The sequence below is a fragment of the Sorangium sp. So ce1153 genome, from assembly GCF_051521595.1.
GTDB lineage: Bacteria > Myxococcota_A > Polyangia > Polyangiales > Polyangiaceae > Sorangium.
The window spans coordinates 3260866-3277075 of the sequence record NZ_CP150361.1 but is presented as its reverse complement, the minus strand read 5'-3'; the positions used below and the strand labels follow the sequence as shown (position 1 = coordinate 3277075).

Sequence of the window (16210 nt, the reverse complement as noted above, 5' to 3'; positions counted from 1 at the left end):
CCTACCCCCGCGGCGGCGCGTAGAAGTCCACGATCCGTATCGGCTCGGTCAGCCGCACCCGGACGCGCGAGCGCTCCCCGCGGACGTCGCCGCCGATCTGGAAGCTCGTCGCCGGGTCCATCTCGATCGTGACCTCGTCGACGAAGTAGTCGAATACCGTCTCCAGATCGTCGAACTCCCCGTTCCAGATGCTCGAAAAGTTCCGCACGAACGTGAGCGGCGAGATCATCGACACGCGGAGCTGCATCCGGTCCTGGCGGTCGTCCGCGTAGGGGAACATCCGGAAGCCGAAGCCGTAATACGGGATCGTCGACAGCGCCGCGATCTTCGCCGGTCCCTCGTAAATGACGCCGCCCTTCTTGATGGGCGCCCCGAAGATCGTCCCCTTCTCGCCGACGCGGATCGCGTCGTTGCCCTCGTTGATGATGCGGCAGTGCGGCGTGCGCCGCACCAGGTAGCTCGGGATGGTCCGCGTCGTCGCGGCGACGGCGTACGCCACCGGCCCCGGCGCGAGCCGCTTCAGCGGGCCCCGCCCGAGCGCCGCCTTCACCGCGTTGTAGTCGCGGAGCATCACCGCATCGATCCCGAAGCCGCAGAACGGAGACAGGATGTCCTCGGCCTCGACGAGCCGCAGGTTCCGGCTGCCCGCCTCGGCGCGCAGCCGCTGGAGGTCCACCGCGAGCCCGGGCTTCGCGCCGGCGCCCCCGGACGCGCCGAGCACCCACGCCAGCGAGTTGCCCGTCCCGAGGCGCAGCAGCCCGAACCGCGGCAGCGGCAGCCCGCGCCGCTTCGCCTCGTTCACCACCGCCGTCACCACGACCGTGAACGTCCCGTCGCCCCCGCCGGTGAGGATCGTGCCGTAGCCCCGGTCGACCAGGATCCGCGCGATGCCCTCGCTCTCCTCCACCCGTCGCGAGACGAACAGGTCCCCCGTGTCAAGGATCTGATCGAGCGTCTCGATCACCTCGGCCGTCACGCTCTTGGCGTTGCCGTTCACCACCACGGCAATCCGGCTGCTCGCCAGCCCTCGCGGGATCTCGCTCGCACGACGCGGCGCATCAGCGGCGGCGGCCTGGGGATGATCATCGAGGCCGCGGCCGTCGGTCGGAGAGGTCATGCACCGCGATCTACCACGACCCACCCCCGCGCTTGGAGCGCGCGGGCCACCCGGGCGCCTGGAGCACGCGGGGCAGAGCAGAGAGCAGGGGGAGTTGATGAGATGCGCGCGAGGCGCGCGAGCCAGCCGCACGCGGGCCCGGGGGCGGCGCGGGACCGTGGCGTCGGGCCGTCTGCCCCCGGCTCCGCGCCCAGGCTGTGGTCAAACGTGACCAGCGCACCGACTGCCAGATGACGCGCTTCTCGAGAGACCCCTTGGCGTGCGATGCTCGCTGGTTTTGGCTCTCGGGCCGATCTTGAGTCATGCTGGCATCGGGAAAGCGAGGAGCCTCCCCGAAACTTAGTGGACGGGGTGGCCGATTTTTTGGTAAGGCGACGACCTGTCGAGCCAATTGGGCTTGACAGCCGTGCGGGTCTTTCCCCCGCGCGGGCGGCGCGCGCTTGTGGCGAAGGGCCGCGACGATCTCGTACCCAGCGGGGGACGCAGCGACATGCCGAAGATCACAAAGCAGGGCAGCTCCGAGAAGGCGACGGGCACGAAGAAGAAGTCCTCTTCGAGCGCCAAGGGGGGCGCAGAAGCTCAGCTTGCGAAACCCGTGAATCCGGTAATCAAGGAAGACTCGAAATCGTCGTCGAGCGCTTCCAAGCGTAAGCTCGGCCTCCGTGGCGCTGCGCCCTGGGCTGCCCGGCACGCCGCGAAGCACGCTGCCGAGGCCCGGGCTCGGGCCGCCGAGCCGGCGCCCCCCGGCAGCGCTCGGGCGACGATCCGCGTGCCGAGCGGCGCCGAGGAGATCAAGGCGAAGATCGCCGAGCTCCACAACCAGACCCAGAAGATCCGCACCCTGCGCAAGCGCCTCGACAAGGGGTTCTTCGATATCGGGGTGGTGCTCGCCGAGATCCAGCAGCAGGAGCTGTATCAGGCGAAGGGGTACGGCTCGTTCGAGGCGTTCCTCGAGCGCGAGATCGACCTGGGCAAGCAGACCTCGCTGCGCCTCATCAAGGTCGCCCACGTCTTCCAGCGTGAGGTGGCCCTCGATTACGGCATGGACCGGCTCTTCGTGGCGCTCGCCGCCCTCGAGGGCGACGCCGCGCCGAAGCCGGCCCCCTCGGCGATCCCGTCGGCCCCCGGCTCCAAGCCCCCGCTGCCGCTGAAGCCCCCGATGCGGATCGTCGGCTGACGAGCGGCGCGCACCCGCTTCGGATACGGGCCCACCTCGACGTTTTCGGTGCTCGGCGTACTGGAGTACGCCTGCGCGCCGAAAACGCCGATCTGGGCCCGTCTCCTGTGCGGGTGCACGCCGCTCGGGCGCCGCTGGGCGGTCGACGGGTACTTGCAGATCGGCCGTCAGATCCCGGCGCCGCGCGGCGGTGACGAGGTCGGGGAGCGCGGGACGACCTCGGGGGTGAAGCGGGGGAGACGCACGCGGACCGTCGTCCCCTTCTCCGCATGCGTGTCGACGTCCACGCGACCGGCGTGCTGATCGACGATCTTCCGCACAATCGCCAGGCCAAGCCCGGTTCCAGCCGCCTTCGTGGTGAAGAACGGGTCGAAGATCTCGGCCAGGATCGTCGGCGCAATCCCCGGACCCGTGTCCCCGATCGAGAGCCACACCTCGCTCGCATCCCCCGACGCACACGCCCGCAACGTTCCACCTTCGGGCATTACGTCCAGGGCGTTCACGACGAGGTTCAGGACCACCTGCTTGAGCTTCTCTACGTCGCCGAGCGCGAAGCAGTCGTCCGAGAGGTCGCGGACGACCTCGACGCTGTGGCTCGCGAGCGCCTCCTCCTCGAGATCGAGCACGTCGCGGACGACGCGGGCCAGGTCGACAGGCTCGCGGTGAGGTGCGCGCGGGCGGGCGAGCTCCAGGAACTCGCCGAGGAGCCGGCCCAGGCGGGCGATCTCCGCCTCGACGATGCCGACGCGCCGCTTCATGGGCTCGCGGATCGCCTCGTCGGAGAGGCGATCGATGCCGCGGCTGAGCAGGTGCAGCTCCAGGACCGCGGCGTTCAGGGGGTTCCTGATCTCGTGGGCGAGCCCGAGGGCGAGCGGGGCCATGGCGTTCAGGGCCTCGGCGTCGGCGGCGCGGCGCTCGAGGGCGCGCCGCTCGGTCACGTCGATGCCGATGCCGTACACGAGATCGGTCCTGCCGCCGCGCCCGCCGCTGCGGACGCCGGACAGGTGCCAGCGCACCCGGCGGACCGCGCCCACCGCGTCGCGGACGCCGACCTCGACCTCGGCCGCGGCGTCGCCCTCGACCACGCCGACGAACGACTGGTTGAACCGGCGCTGGTCGGGCTCGTCGACGAGCGTCTCGCAGAACGGCATGCCGATCGCAGGGTCGCCGGCCACGCCGGTCAGCGCCGAGAGGCGGGGGTTGAAGAGGGCGACGCTGCCGTCGGCGTTCAGGCCCAGGATGAGCACGTCGGCCGCGTCGACGATCGCCCGGTACCGCCGCTCGAGCTCCTCCCGCTCCCGCTTCAGCGAGATCTTCTCGATCGCCTGGGCCACCGTGGAGATGAGCTCCTCGGGGCGGAACGACTTGAGGATGAAGGCGAAGGCGCCGGCGCGGAGCGCGGCCATCGCCGTGTCGACCGTCGCGAAGCCGGTCACGAGGACGATCTCGCCGTGGGGGGCGGCGGCGCGGAGGGGGGCGATCAGCTCGAGGCCGCTCGCGTCCGGGAGCTTGACGTCGACGACCGCGACGTCGAAGCCGTCGCGGCGGGCGGCAACGAGCCCCTGCTTGCCGTTCTGCGCGAGGGCGACCTCCACGTCGAGCTCGCGCGCCCCCTCGAGGACCTCGCGCAGATTTCCGGCCAGGCTCGTGTTGTCGTCCACGATCAGGATTCGAGCGCGCACCTGAGATCTCCCGGTCGAGCGGTCCGGCGGGCGACCCGAAGCGCGGGACCGCCTTCCGCTTTGAGGTGTTTCCTGAGTTTTATGCTATGAGCCGCCACCATGCGATTTGTCGATCGGTGCCGTCTCAAGGTCATCGCGGGGGATGGCGGCAATGGAGCGATCGCATTCCGGCGCGAGAAGTACATCCCGTTCGGCGGCCCAGCGGGCGGCGACGGCGGCCGCGGCGGGGACGTCGTCTTCGTGGGCGACGAAGGCCTGTCCACGCTACTCGACTTCACGTACGCGCGCACGCTCGAGGCCGACCGGGGCGAGCACGGGATGGGGAGCGACTGCCACGGGCGCGCCGGCGCCGACCGCGTCGAGAAGATCCCCGTGGGCACGCAGATCTTCGATGCGGAGAGCGGCGAGATGATCGCCGACGTGACCGCGCACGGCCAGCGGGTCGTGGTCGCCAGCGGCGGCAAGGGGGGCCGCGGCAACCTGCACTTCAAGTCGCCGCACGACCGGGCGCCCCGGCGCGCGGAGCCGGGCGAGCCGGGGGAGGCCCGCGAGCTCCGGCTCGAGCTGAAGATCCTCGCCGACGTCGGCCTGCTCGGCTTCCCCAACGCCGGCAAGAGCACGTTCGTCGCCGCCGTCTCCGCGGCCCGGCCGAAGATCGGCGACTACCCGTTCACGACGCTCACCCCGATCCTCGGCATGGTCGAGATCGGGGGCGGAGGCCGGGCGGGCGGGTCGAGCTTCGTCATCGCGGACATCCCGGGGCTGATCCCCGGCGCGAGCGAGGGGGTCGGGCTCGGCATCCAGTTCCTGAAGCACGTGGAGCGGACGCGGGCGCTCCTTCACCTCGTGACGATCGATCCGGGCGAGGACCGCGAGCCGCTCGCCGACTACCGGGCGCTCCGCAAGGAGCTCAAGAAGTTCAGCCCGGCGATCGCCGAGCGCCCCGAGATCGTCGCCCTGACCAAGGCCGACCTGACCGAGGTCCGCGAGGCCTACCCGAAGCTCAAGGCGCGGTTCGCGAAGGCGAAGGTGAAGCTCCACCTCGTCAGCGCCGCGACGGGCGAAGGGGTGCCCGAGCTCATCAATGAGCTCGCGGCGCTCGCGCGCAAGCGCGAGGACTGAGCGCCTCCGCCGGGGGGCGGCGTCCTCTCCTCGACTGCCTGCCGGACTGCCGCGCTCGCCCGCTCGTCGCGTGTCGACGCGCCGGCGCGTGAGGGTGTCACGCCGTTCCAGGCGCGTATCGCGCCGTGAGCCAGCGACGCCGCGGGCCGCGGGCCGCGCGCAGCGCGCGAGTCCAGCGTCCGCCACACCCTCTCCCACATGCCACGATGTCCTCTTCGCACGTGTTCCTTGCTGGCAGGCAACAGGGTGCTCTCACGTGGACTGGCCATCCACATCGGTCCCGCATTGACGTCGAGCGAGCGCGCGTCGCCTGGACAAGCGAGGAAAGTTCGCGTCCACTTTTCACTTCGAATTGACGTGTCCTGCCAGGAGAGGAAGCCCGATGCGCTGGTTGACCTTCAGCAAACCATCTGCTCTGACGTGGTGTGTGTCTCTCCTGGCGGTGCTCGGCGCGAGCGCGACGGCGCGCGCCGACGTCGTGCAGCCGAACGGCACCACCGTCCCGGCGGTCCGCGAGCGGCTGAGCGACCTGCTCAACGGGTCGGCGGACAACGACAACGTCGACGAGATGATCGACGTCGTCGCCGACGCCGCGGTGGAGCCGCAGGTGTTCTCGCCGCTCTGCGAGTTCAGCGGCAAGTACATCGCCAAGGGAGGCGGCGCCAATTTCGCCGTCGGCTGGTACAACGTCGATGATACCCGCAGCAGCGCCGACCCGCCGCTGTACGTCCCGGCGAACACCGGAGCCGGCCTCAACACGCCGGCGGCGGGCAGCGATATCCAGATCCTCTTTCCCTTCTCGTCCTCCCTGCCGCCCGCGGCGATGCGCGAGCTGACGGCCGTATCGGTCCGGGAGAACCCCGCGTACGCAGGCGGCCTGATCGGCTTCGTGCTGATCCCGAACCCGAACGGCACCGGCACCGGCAATGCCACCCAGTACCATTACACCGAGCACCGGTTCAACGTGGAGTGCACGGCGTGCGAGACGCCGGGGCCCTGGTACTCGGACCTCATCTACAGGTCGAACGAGCTCCTCAACACGTTTTACCTGGGCTTCGAGGATCTCGATTTCCGGAACGCGGCCGGGGCCGCGGGCGTCAACGGCAATGACCTCGACTACGAGGACTTCCTGTTCCGCTTCTCCGGCATCACCTGTCCCGAGGCCGGCCAGCCGTGCGAGGTCGAGGAGAACATCGGCGCCTGTCGCGTGGGGATCTCCGATTGCGACGCGCAGGGACAGGTGATCTGCACGCCGTTCGTGCTGCCGGGCAGCCAGACCGAGCAGTGCGACGGCGTCGACAACGATTGCGACGATGTCATCGACGAGGAGGCGCCCTGCCCGGACAACAAGGTGTGCAGCCGCGGCCAGTGCGTGGACCGCTGCGGATCTGCGGAGTTCCCGTGCGAGCCGGGGTTCATTTGCAACGAGGGCCTGTGCGTCGAGCAGTCGTGCGTGGACGTCATGTGCGAGACGGGCGAGGTGTGCCATGACGGCGATTGCCGCGCCCCCTGCGACGGCGTCGTGTGCCCGCACGACCAGGTCTGTCGCGCCGGGCGCTGCATCGACCCGTGTCAGGACGTCGTGTGCAACGACGGCCAGGCGTGCGAAGGCGGCGTGTGCGTGCTCAAGTGCAACTGCCGCGGGTGTCCGACGAACGAGCGGTGCGCCATGGACACCGGCCGGTGCGTCGAGGCCGCGTGCGCAGACGTCACGTGCGAGGCTGGCACGTATTGCCGGGAGGGGACGTGCGTCGACGTCTGCGACGGCGTGGCGTGCCCCGTGGGCGAGCGGTGCGAGGCCGGCGCGTGCGTCGCTGAGCCGCCGCCGCCCACCACCGCCACGTCGGTCGGCGCGGGGCTCGACGCGGTGGCGTCGTCCGGAGCGGGCGACGCCACGTCGGGCTCGGGCGGCGCCGGCGCGACCGGCTCCGGCGGGGCCCCGTCCACCGGCGCTGGCGCTGGCGGCGGCGGGAGCGGCGAGTCGTCGGGCTGCAGCTGCCGCCTCGGCGCCGACACGCCCTCTGCGGGCGGGGTCGCCGCCCTGCTCCTCGCCGCCAGCCTCGGCCTCCGCCGCCAGGTCCGCCGGCCTGCGCGCCGCCGCTCACGGTGAGCCGGACGTCGGGCCGAAGAGCTCGACGTCGTCGATCTCGATGGTGCCCGAGTCGACCTCGCCCCGGCCGAGGAAGCCGTTCGCGCCGACACCGTTCATCTGCGGGCCGAGAGAGAGGCCGATGACCGACCTGAGCACGTCGTTCACGTCGTCTCCGGGGTCGCGTCCATCGTCGATGGCCCAGCCGGGAAGCGCGATGTCGGCGAACCTGAGCTCGACGAGCTTCGGCTCGGCGCTGAGCTGCACGTCCCAGCCGTGGCGGATACCAGAGAGCCCCTCGCTCTGCGCGGGGCTCTCCACGTCGAAGCGCAGCCAGCGCGCCCCGTCGGCGCGCGCCCGGAAGCGGACGCCCTCGAGCGGCGTCACGTCGACAGGGGCCTCGGCGAGGGGCACCGCGAAGTACACGTACTGCCCCCAGGCGAAGTCCTCGTCGCGGAAGTCGAAGCTGAGGAGCAGGCTCTGCGCGCCGCTCAGCGGGGCCTCCTGCGTCAGGCTCGGCACGGCGCCGGACGCGTTGTTGGTGGCGAGCAGCGTCCCGACGTAAAGCCCGAGCGTGTCCGCGGCCTCGAAGTCGTTGATCCCGGTCGCGGTGAACGAGAACGGCACGAGCGGCGTGTTGCTGACGAAGCGCGCGAGGCGCTCTCGCAGGATCGGCACTTCTTTCTTGAGGCGCTCGACCGCCGGCTCCCAGCCGGCGAGCCCGGGCCCGAGCGGGTCCTCCTCGACGGCGGTCCGGATCAGGGCCGCATAGGCGTCGACCTGCTCCTCGATCTGCCCCTCGCTGAACGGCCCCGCGAGCAGCGCCTCCAGCGCGGCCTGGTACCCCGCTGTGTCCTGGCTCAGGGCGCTGAACAGCGCGTCGCAGCCCGGCAAACGCACGTGCTCGGCGCCCATGAACACCGGGACATCCCGGGGGCAGCTCGCCGGCGTCTCCGTCCAGCGCGGCACCTGGCCGAAGTAGGTGCTCGGGCCGAGGGTCTGGTCCAGATCCCACGGGATGAGGCGGAACTTGCCCGACGAGGGCTCATCATAGATGTAGAAGTTGTGGTTGTTGGCGGAGCCCGCGCCGTCGACGTAGAAGGTCGTGACGCCGTCCCAGTTCACGATCGCCTCGTCGACGGCCATGTAGCGCTGCAGCTGCTCGATGTCCGCCCACCGCGACAGCGCGGTGAGGCGCTCCGCGCCCTCGGCAGCGGCGAGGTCCGTCGCGAACGCGACGAAGCGCTCGTGCGTGGCCTCGTCCTCGTTCGTCTCGACGCGCTCCGCGTAGTAGCTTGTGTCGTCGGTGGCCGGCCACGCCTCCTTGTAGAGATCACCGTCTGACCCCTCGGGGAAGCGGCTCTCGAGGAAGGGGCCGTCCACCTCCTCGACCATCGAGAAGAGCCCCTGCGACTCGCCGTTCACGTGCAGCGTCGCCCAGGAGCTCCTCGGGGCCGGCACGCCCATCTCCCGGTAGAGGCCATAGGCGATCCGCTCGTGGAGCCGGGTCGGATCCCACGTCATCGAGTGGAAGTTCAGGCGCTTCTGCTCGTAGAAGCGCTGCCCGTCGACGTACTCGTCGAACTTCACCTTCATGCTGAGCTTCGGGCAGGTGAGGTTCCCCTGCGCGTCGAAGCACATCTGCAGGGTGCCGTAACCGCCCTTGAAGCGCAGGCCCACGACGCCCAGGCTCTTGCCCTTGTAGCAGGCCTCGGCCTCCACGTACTCCTCGTCGCGCGCGTTCCTCTTGAGCTCCGCCCAGCGCTCCTCCGGAAGGTGGAAGTCGAAGCGCGGGACCTCGTCCGCCGCGTACAGCTCGTCCGCGTCGCGGTCGGCCAGCGCGGGGTCGGGCGGCTCGCACGGCGGCGGCGGGGCCTCCCCGCCGGCCCCGCCGGCCCCGCCGTCGCCCGCGCTGCCTCCGCCGCCGGCGCTGGCCCCACCGGCGTTGGCCCCTCCGGCGCCGCCGCCACCCGCGCCTCCCGGCCCAGCACCGCCGCCGGCGCCCTCGTCATCCCCGCAGCCAGCGCCCGCCGCCGCAGCCATCAACGCAAGCAGAGTCCAATACCCAAGCTTCATGCAATGCTCCTTCACAAGCCTCGAGGGTAGTCGCGGCCATCGCGCGCGTCGATGCTTGAATTTCACACAGCAGGTGCTTCGGCCTCGCCGTCCGCGAAGGGAGAAGGGAGCGTGTCGACGCGTCGCTTTCGTGCGCTCCCTGAGCCGGCGCTGGCGCATGATGGGGAACATGATGGGGAATGAGTGATGGCCGGCCAATGGCCGGCCATCACAGAGGCCGATCCGTCGTGGCCGCGATGGGAGATCAAGAGCTCATCGGCTGCGGTGCAGCGACGGCCAAATCCCGGCTCGAAGCGCTCGATTTGCAATTGACAGCGTGGCTCGCCTGTCCGTAAATCGATTGAATTATCTCGTGCGAGCCTTTGTCTGAGCTCAGCATCCGCTCGCGCAAGGCTGATGAGGAGGTGATGCGATGAACGGTTCGTCTGGACGAGTCCTGGTGGCCCTCTCGATCCTGGCTTCTGGTTGCGGCGAGGCCTGGCCGGTCGACGAGGAGCTGGGCGAGGCGCAGGAGGCGCTCGCGCTCTTCGCTTTCAACACGAACGCCACCAGCAACGCCACGGTGAACACCGCCAATTTGAACTTCAATCTCAGCCCCAACCGGGCCGTGATGATCGGGACGACCGGGATCGTGGGGGCCAGCGCTTCCGGCGACACCTACCTGCGCCTGTTCAGCCTCGACTCGGGCACGCCCGTGGAAGTCGCCGCGGCCAACGACGGCCCCGGGGGCTCGATGTCGGCGCAGATCCGCTACACGGCGCCGCCGACCGGCTGGAGCTTCCAGGTGCGGGCGGGCTGCGACGGCAACTCCGCGTGCAGCGGGGTCGTGGCGATCGCGCGCAACAGGTCGCTCTTCGCGTACTCGGCGAGCAACACGAGCTACGCGGCTGCGAACACGACGGATCGCTACGTCTACTTCAACGCCGGAGAGACCATCTCCTTCGGCACCTGCCCGAGCGTGCTCTACGGGGCGCGCCGGACGGGCCAGACGTACCTCCGCCTCTACGACCGGAACGGCGTCCAGGTGGCCACGGACTCCGCCGAGATCCAGGGGTGCTCCGAGATGCCGAAGACGACGCACGTGGCGGCGCTCTCGGACTACTACCTGGTCCGCGCCGGGTGCGTCGGCAGCCTGTCGTGCAGCGGGACGGTCGCGGTTTACGCCGAGTAACGCCGCGATCGCTTTGGCAACAGGGCACGGCGAGCGGCGCCCGCCGATCAGCCGCGCTCTCGCGCGGCGCGCGGCGCCGCGACAAGGGCCGGCGCCGCGGCCTCGACGGCCAGGCACGCCTCGAACCCCTCGCGGTAGCTCGGGTAGAGCAGCGCCATGCCGAGGTCGCGCTTGATCGTCGCGTTGTCCACGGCGCGGTCGTGGCGGAGCGTCTCGTGCAGGTCTTCCCGCGGCGCGCCCGCCGGCAGCTCCAGGCCGAGCCGCGCGCACAGCCAGCGGACGACCTCGATCTGCGGCACGGGCGCGTCATCCGCGACGAGGAAGGCCTCCCCGGGGGCGGCGCGCTCCAGGGCGGCGAGCGCGAGGCGCGCGAGGTCCTCGACGTGGATGCGCGAGACCACGTTCCTGCCCTGCTGGTCGCCCTCGCCGGTCATGCGGAAGTCGCCGCGCAAGAGCCGCTGGTGCAGGCCGCGGCCAGGGCCGTAGATGCCCGCCGCGCGCAGCACCACGGCGCCGCGCTCGCGGTACACGGCCTCGGCCGCGAGGCGCGCCGCGGCGCGGGGGTTGGCCGCCGACGTGGGCGTCGCCTCGTCGATGCGCCCTGTCGCGTCGCCGTACACGGCGGTCGACGAGACGTACGCGATCGCGCGCGCCCGGCGGAGCGACGGCGCGATCGCGGCGTCGGTGGCGCCGTCGGGCGGGAAGGCGACGAGCACGTCCGCGCCTTCCGGCCCGAGCTCGGCGACGGCCTCGGCCGTGAGCGCCGGGAGGACGCGCACGTCGATGCCCGCCTGCGCGAGCTCGGCCGCGCGCTCGGAGGAGCGCGTCGTCGCGACAACGCGGCCGCCGGCCGCCCGCCGCAAGCCGGCGACCACCGCGCCGGTGAAGCCGCAGCCGAGGACGAGGAGCGGGGGAGAACGATCGGTCATGGTCTTGGCGCTCTTCTACCAGCAAGCACCAGCAACAGAGGGCGGCAAGCGAGGGAGACCGCGCTGCTCCGCTCGTACGGTGGCCCGCGAGCGGCGGAAGGACACCGCTCGCGGGAGCCTTACGAGGACGAACGGGGCTGGATCCCCGTGGTCGATGGTTCGCCAGGGCAGCCTCGCGCGCGGGCCCCGCGCATGGAGACCCGGCGCTCGGGTCCGAGGTGAAGGCTCTCGAGCCTTGAAAGCGGCGGCTCGGGACCCGAGCGGGCGCTTTCAACGCCTGGAATGGGGTTTCGGGGATCCCAGCGAGCGCTCGCAAGCCTTGAAAGCGGCGGCTCGCGGGCCGAGCCGACACCTTCAAGCGTTGAAATCGCCGACTCGGCTCCCGAGTCGCCGTCGCAAGGTTTGCAGCAAGCGTTGCGGCGACCCGACCGCAGGAATCAAGCGTTGTGGCTCCAGCACACGGTCCCCGAGCTCGTCCCTGGATCCGCGCCCCTCGTAGGCCCTCGGGGAGGGGGCTCTCCGCGCGGTGCGGGAGGACGGCCCGATGTCCGAGCCACGCCGGCACGCCCTCTGCGGGGGCTGCGCGGCGCTGCTCGTCGCCGCCTGCCTCTGGGTCCGGCGCCGCCACGGCCACCGGGCCGGTGAGCGCCGGCGCCGCTTCGGGCGGTCGTCCGCGATAGGATCCGCCCGCGACCGTGGGACATCAACATCACTTCCTGTCCAGGCTCGATCGCGTCTCGCTCCCTCACGTCGAGCTCGCGCTCACGCTCTACCGCGATCACGGCCTTGTCCAGTACCTCCTCCGCTGCAGCAAGCTCCCCGACGGCGCGGAGCGGGTCGCGATCTCGCTCGACGATCCCGCGCGCGGGCCGTTCCTCGTCGTCACGCGCGAAGGTCGCTTCGTGACCTGCCTCGGCGCCGGGATGCGCGCGGGCGACCTCCCGGTCATCACCCGCGGGCAGCTCGACGGGCTCAACGAGAAGGTCGCGGATCTGCGCGCGCGCATGGCCGCGGCGAGCGCGCTCGCCGGGCCGAAGGGGCACACGGCGCAGCTCGTCGATCGCATCTTCCACGCCGGCCCGGACCTGTCGCGCGAGGAGTTCGTGGGCATCTCGGCCTTCCAGCCGCTCTTCGGCTTCGAGTTCCTGCGCGCCTTCTTCGGCGCGGTGACCGAGCTCGACGAGCTGCGCGGCGCGCTCCTCCGCATCGAGCATCCGAAGCGAGCGCTGACGCCCGTGCTCCGGCGGTACTGGGACCTGTTCTGGGCCATCGGGCACCTCGCGGTCCTCGCGTTCATGGACGGTCGCGCGCTCGTCGAGTCGCTCCCGGAGCAGCTCGATCTCTCGAGCTCCTGCCTCGCGTGGGGCGCCTCGCGCCAGGGGAGCGTCGCCCTCGCCCTGCGCGGCTTCTGGGGCGTCGCGAAGGTCGGTAAGGCGCAGCTCCGCACCTGCAAGACGGCGTTCGACGAGGCCGCGTCGCAGCTCCGGCTCGTGACCAGCGCCGGGAGCCTGATCGCGCTCGGCGTGGGTCATGCCAGGCTCCGCGCCGAGGTGCGGAAGGTGCTGTCGGCGCGGCGGGATCTCCCCGGGGCCCATTTCCCGGAGTCGCTCCTCACCCTCTTCCAGAGCACCGCCGAGGCGGCGTTCGACGAGCCCGAATCAGCGGCCACCGTGCAGCGGAGCCTCGGGGCGCGGATGGCCGTCTCGCTCACCCGCGGGCTCGCCGCGGGCGACCCGCTGCGCTTCGAGGGCGAGGGAGACGTGCCCGACGCGCTCGCGATGGCGCTTCCGGTGAACACCCGGCAGTCGTTCGTCGACGATCCGGAGGTCATGGCCCTGATGATGCTCTTCATCCCCTGGACGGTGCGCGCCGAGCCGGAGCAGCTCTTTCTCCCGCGCGAGTTCATCCGCCTCGTCCATGCCCGCTGGTCGCCGGAGGACACGATGCGGCTGCTCGCGCCGCTCCGCGAGCACTACCACCCGAAGATCGAGGCGCCCCGGCGGGAAGGACCGTCCCGCAAGGGCCCTTGCCCGTGCGGGAGCGGCGAGAAGTACAAGCGGTGCTGCGGGACGACCGCGTGAGCGGCCAGGCCACCGGGCGAGGCCTCTGGTAGCCTGGACGTCGCGGAGCGGGCGGCCGAGACGCAGCGAGCTCGCCGCCGCCGCGACGCCCTCAGCGCATGGCGGTCAACGTCTTCATCTCCTACGCTCCCGCGGACCGGTCGCACCTCGAGGCGCTCGAGGCGCACCTCGCCGCCCTCAAGCGGCAGGGCCTGGTGAGCACGTGGCACCGCGGCCGGATCGGCGCCGGCGCGGCGCGCGACGAGTCGATCGCGGCGGAGCTCTCCGCCGCGGAGGTGGTGCTGCTGCTGGTGAGCGAGGCGTTCCTCGCCTCGGACAGCTGCTACGAGCGGGAGCTCGGCGCCGCGCTGGAGCGGCATCGCCAGGGGGCGGCGCGCGTGGTGCCCGTCGTGGTGCGCGCGTGCGACTGGGAGGGCACCGCCCTGGCGGAGCTCCAGGCGCTGCCGCGGGACGGCGGCGCGGTGACGAGCTGGGCCAACCCGGACGAGGCGTGGCGGGACGTGGTCCGGGGCATCCGCGCGGCGGTGGAGGAGGCGGCCGCGAGCGCGCGGCCGGAGGCGGCGCTCGCCAGGCCAGCGATGACGGGCGCGCTCGCCGCGACGCTGCGCGAGGCGGAGGAGGCGATCCGCGCGATCGACAGGCAGATCGCCGCCGCGCAGAAGCGGCGGGTGAGGCTCCAGGCCGCGGGGGCGAGCACGGTCGAGGTGGACGAGGAGATCGTCGGCCTCCGGCGCAGGCGCCGGGAAGGCGGCCAGCTGCACGTGGGCGAGGAGCTCAGCGACGGCCGGTACCTGCTGCTGGAGCGGATCGGCCGCGGGGGGTTCGCGACGGTGTGGCGCGCGCTCGACGCGGGGCGGAGTGACCAGCCGGTGGCGATCAAGGTGCTGCACCCGAACCTCGCGGGCGACGAGGGCCGGCGAGAGCGGTTCTTCCGGGGGGCGCGCGCGATGGCGGAGCTCGACCACCCCGGCGTGGTGCGCATCCTGGAGCCGAAGGGCGAGGACGGCGGCTGGCACTACTTCGTGATGGAGCTCGTCGAGGGCGAGGACGTGTACAGCGCGGTGATCGGGAAGCGGCTGCCGGCGGAGCGGGTCGTGCCGATGCTCCTCCGCGCTGGAGAGGCGCTCTCGTTCGCGCACGGGCGGGGGCTCGTGCACCGGGACGTGAAGCCGGCGAACATCTTGCTCGACGCGGAGGGTACCCCGCGGCTCACGGATTTCGATCTGGTCTGGGCGCGCGACACGACGGGGGGCACGAAGAGCGGCGCGATGGGGACCTTCCTCTATGCGGCGCCGGAGCTCATGCACCGCCCGCAGGACGCGGACGCGCGCGCGGACGTGTACGGCCTCGGGATGACGGCGGCGTTCTGCCTGCACGGGGCGGAGCTGCCGCCGATCATGATGCGGTATCCGGGGCGGGTGCTCGAGCGGCTGCCGTGCAGCGACGCAGTGCGGAAGGTGCTGGAGCGGGCGATCGAGTTCGAGGCGTCGGAGCGTTTTCCGGATGTCGCGTCGTTCTGCGAGGCGCTGCGGGGCGCGGCGGGGAGCGGGGGCGGGGCGCCGCGGGAAGCGACTGAGAGCACGGCGGAGAGCGAGGACGGGGTGCCGCGGGAGGCGACCGAGAACACGGCGGAGAGCGAGATAGGGGCACCAGGGGCACCGTTGGTGGCGACAGCAGGCACGCAGCCGGCGCAGGACCGCCTCGCGTGGGCTGTCTGGCGCGACCTGAAGGAAGGTGGTCCTGTTCGCGATGCGATCGGACAAGCCATCCTGGAGCCGCGAGCGACGCGTGTAGAAGGTCCGGTGGAGTTGACCGCCGTGGACATCGAAGTGAACAGAGAGCAATTAGTCGTATCCGGGGACTGGAGCGCATCGTGGCCGAAGCATCCACTTCCCGGACCAGACGAGGGGCCGCTTCAGGAGCGCGGGAGCTTCCGCTGCCTCCTCGTCAGGAGGCTCGGAAGGCTCCGAGCACCGAAGGTGACGTATCAGAGCGCTTTCTTTGAAGCATTGCTACCGCTGGTGGACATCCCTGGCGGCGCGTTCCTCATGGGAAGTCCGGATGACGACACGGAGGCCCACAAGGGCGAGAGGCCCCAGCGCAAAGTGGATGTCGCACCATTTGTCATGGCCGCCACCCCCACCACAGCGGGACAGTATTCGGCAGTGCTCGGCCTCGACACCGAGAAAGATGTACGCGATCGACCGGTCGTAAACATCAGGTGGGAAGGCGCCATCGAGTTCTGCAATGCGCTCTCCCGACTGGCAGGAAGGAAGCCGTGCTACATGCTGTCTCCAGATAGCCTAGTATGGCTCGAGGACGCAGACGGCTTTCGGCTACCGGAAGAGGCCGAGTGGGAATATGCGTGCCGCGCTGGTACGACGACTCGATATTTCTTCGGCAATAGCAAGCGTCGCTTGAAGGAGTTCGCGTGGTACCGTGAATACAGGGGAGCCTCGGCTGCGCCCATGGCCCCGGTTGGTCGGAAGAAGCCCAACCCGTGGGGCCTTTACGATATGCACGGAAATATATGGGAGTGGACTTGGGACGAGTATCGGGAGCTGGGCGGAGAGGCGCCAGTCGGCCGGCACCAAGAGACGATGGTCCGTCGTCTTGGCGCCGGCACCCGGGTGGTGAGGGGTGGATCGATCATTGACGAGCCCAAGCAACTGCGCTCGGCGAGCCGAAGCGGGTACAGTGCCAGGCGTCGATACGAGATAGTCGGCTTCCGTTGCGCAGCCCCCACCCGCCGCCGGAACTGATTTT

The 16210-nt window shown here is 71.0% G+C and carries 10 protein-coding genes; 6 read left to right on the top strand and 4 right to left on the bottom strand.

The annotated features are described in order from the left end of the window. Position 1 precedes the first annotated feature (1 nt). Positions 2 to 1117 (bottom strand): diacylglycerol/lipid kinase family protein, encoded by a 1116-nt coding sequence (locus WME85_RS11685; protein WP_437837681.1) that lies wholly within the window; start codon positions 1115 to 1117, stop codon positions 2 to 4. 490 nt (positions 1118 to 1607) lie between these two features. Here WME85_RS11685 and WME85_RS11680 point away from each other — a divergent pair, with 490 nt between their 5' ends. Next, the gene (locus WME85_RS11680) at positions 1608 to 2294 is read left to right on the top strand and encodes a hypothetical protein (protein ID WP_437309194.1); all 687 of its coding nucleotides are present in this window, start codon (positions 1608 to 1610) and stop codon (positions 2292 to 2294) included. Positions 2295 to 2461: 167 nt separating this feature from the next. On the opposite strand, the gene WME85_RS11675 is transcribed toward WME85_RS11680, so the two are convergent. Beyond that, positions 2462 to 3976: an ATP-binding protein gene (locus WME85_RS11675; protein WP_437837679.1), complete on the bottom strand. Its 1515-nt coding sequence runs from the start codon at positions 3974 to 3976 to the stop codon at positions 2462 to 2464. 99 nt (positions 3977 to 4075) lie between these two features. Here WME85_RS11675 and obgE point away from each other — a divergent pair, with 99 nt between their 5' ends. After that, the gene (gene obgE / locus WME85_RS11670) at positions 4076 to 5098 is read left to right on the top strand and encodes a GTPase ObgE (RefSeq protein WP_437837677.1); all 1023 of its coding nucleotides are present in this window, start codon (positions 4076 to 4078) and stop codon (positions 5096 to 5098) included. A 382-nt stretch (positions 5099 to 5480) separates the two neighbouring features. Further along, positions 5481 to 7208 (top strand): hypothetical protein, encoded by a 1728-nt coding sequence (locus WME85_RS11665; RefSeq protein WP_437837675.1) that lies wholly within the window; start codon positions 5481 to 5483, stop codon positions 7206 to 7208. On the opposite strand, the gene WME85_RS11660 is transcribed toward WME85_RS11665, so the two are convergent. Next, the gene (locus WME85_RS11660) at positions 7200 to 9263 is read right to left on the bottom strand and encodes a CotH kinase family protein (protein WP_437837673.1); all 2064 of its coding nucleotides are present in this window, start codon (positions 9261 to 9263) and stop codon (positions 7200 to 7202) included. The genes WME85_RS11665 and WME85_RS11660 overlap by 9 nt on opposite strands. A gap of 412 nt (positions 9264 to 9675) precedes the next feature. Here WME85_RS11660 and WME85_RS11655 point away from each other — a divergent pair, with 412 nt between their 5' ends. Continuing rightward, the gene (locus tag WME85_RS11655) at positions 9676 to 10434 is read left to right on the top strand and encodes a hypothetical protein (protein WP_437837671.1); all 759 of its coding nucleotides are present in this window, start codon (positions 9676 to 9678) and stop codon (positions 10432 to 10434) included. 47 nt (positions 10435 to 10481) lie between these two features. On the opposite strand, the gene WME85_RS11650 is transcribed toward WME85_RS11655, so the two are convergent. Beyond that, entirely contained in the window at positions 10482 to 11363 is an 882-nt protein-coding gene (locus WME85_RS11650; protein WP_437837669.1) for an NAD-dependent epimerase/dehydratase family protein, read from the bottom strand. 695 nt (positions 11364 to 12058) lie between these two features. Here WME85_RS11650 and WME85_RS11645 point away from each other — a divergent pair. Further along, the gene (locus WME85_RS11645; protein ID WP_437837667.1) at positions 12059 to 13444 is read left to right on the top strand and encodes a YecA family protein; all 1386 of its coding nucleotides are present in this window, start codon (positions 12059 to 12061) and stop codon (positions 13442 to 13444) included. 98 nt (positions 13445 to 13542) lie between these two features. Next, complete coding sequence (locus WME85_RS11640) at positions 13543 to 16206, top strand: SUMF1/EgtB/PvdO family nonheme iron enzyme (protein WP_437837665.1); 2664 nt, start codon at positions 13543 to 13545, stop codon at positions 16204 to 16206. The last annotated feature ends 4 nt before the right edge of the window (positions 16207 to 16210 follow it).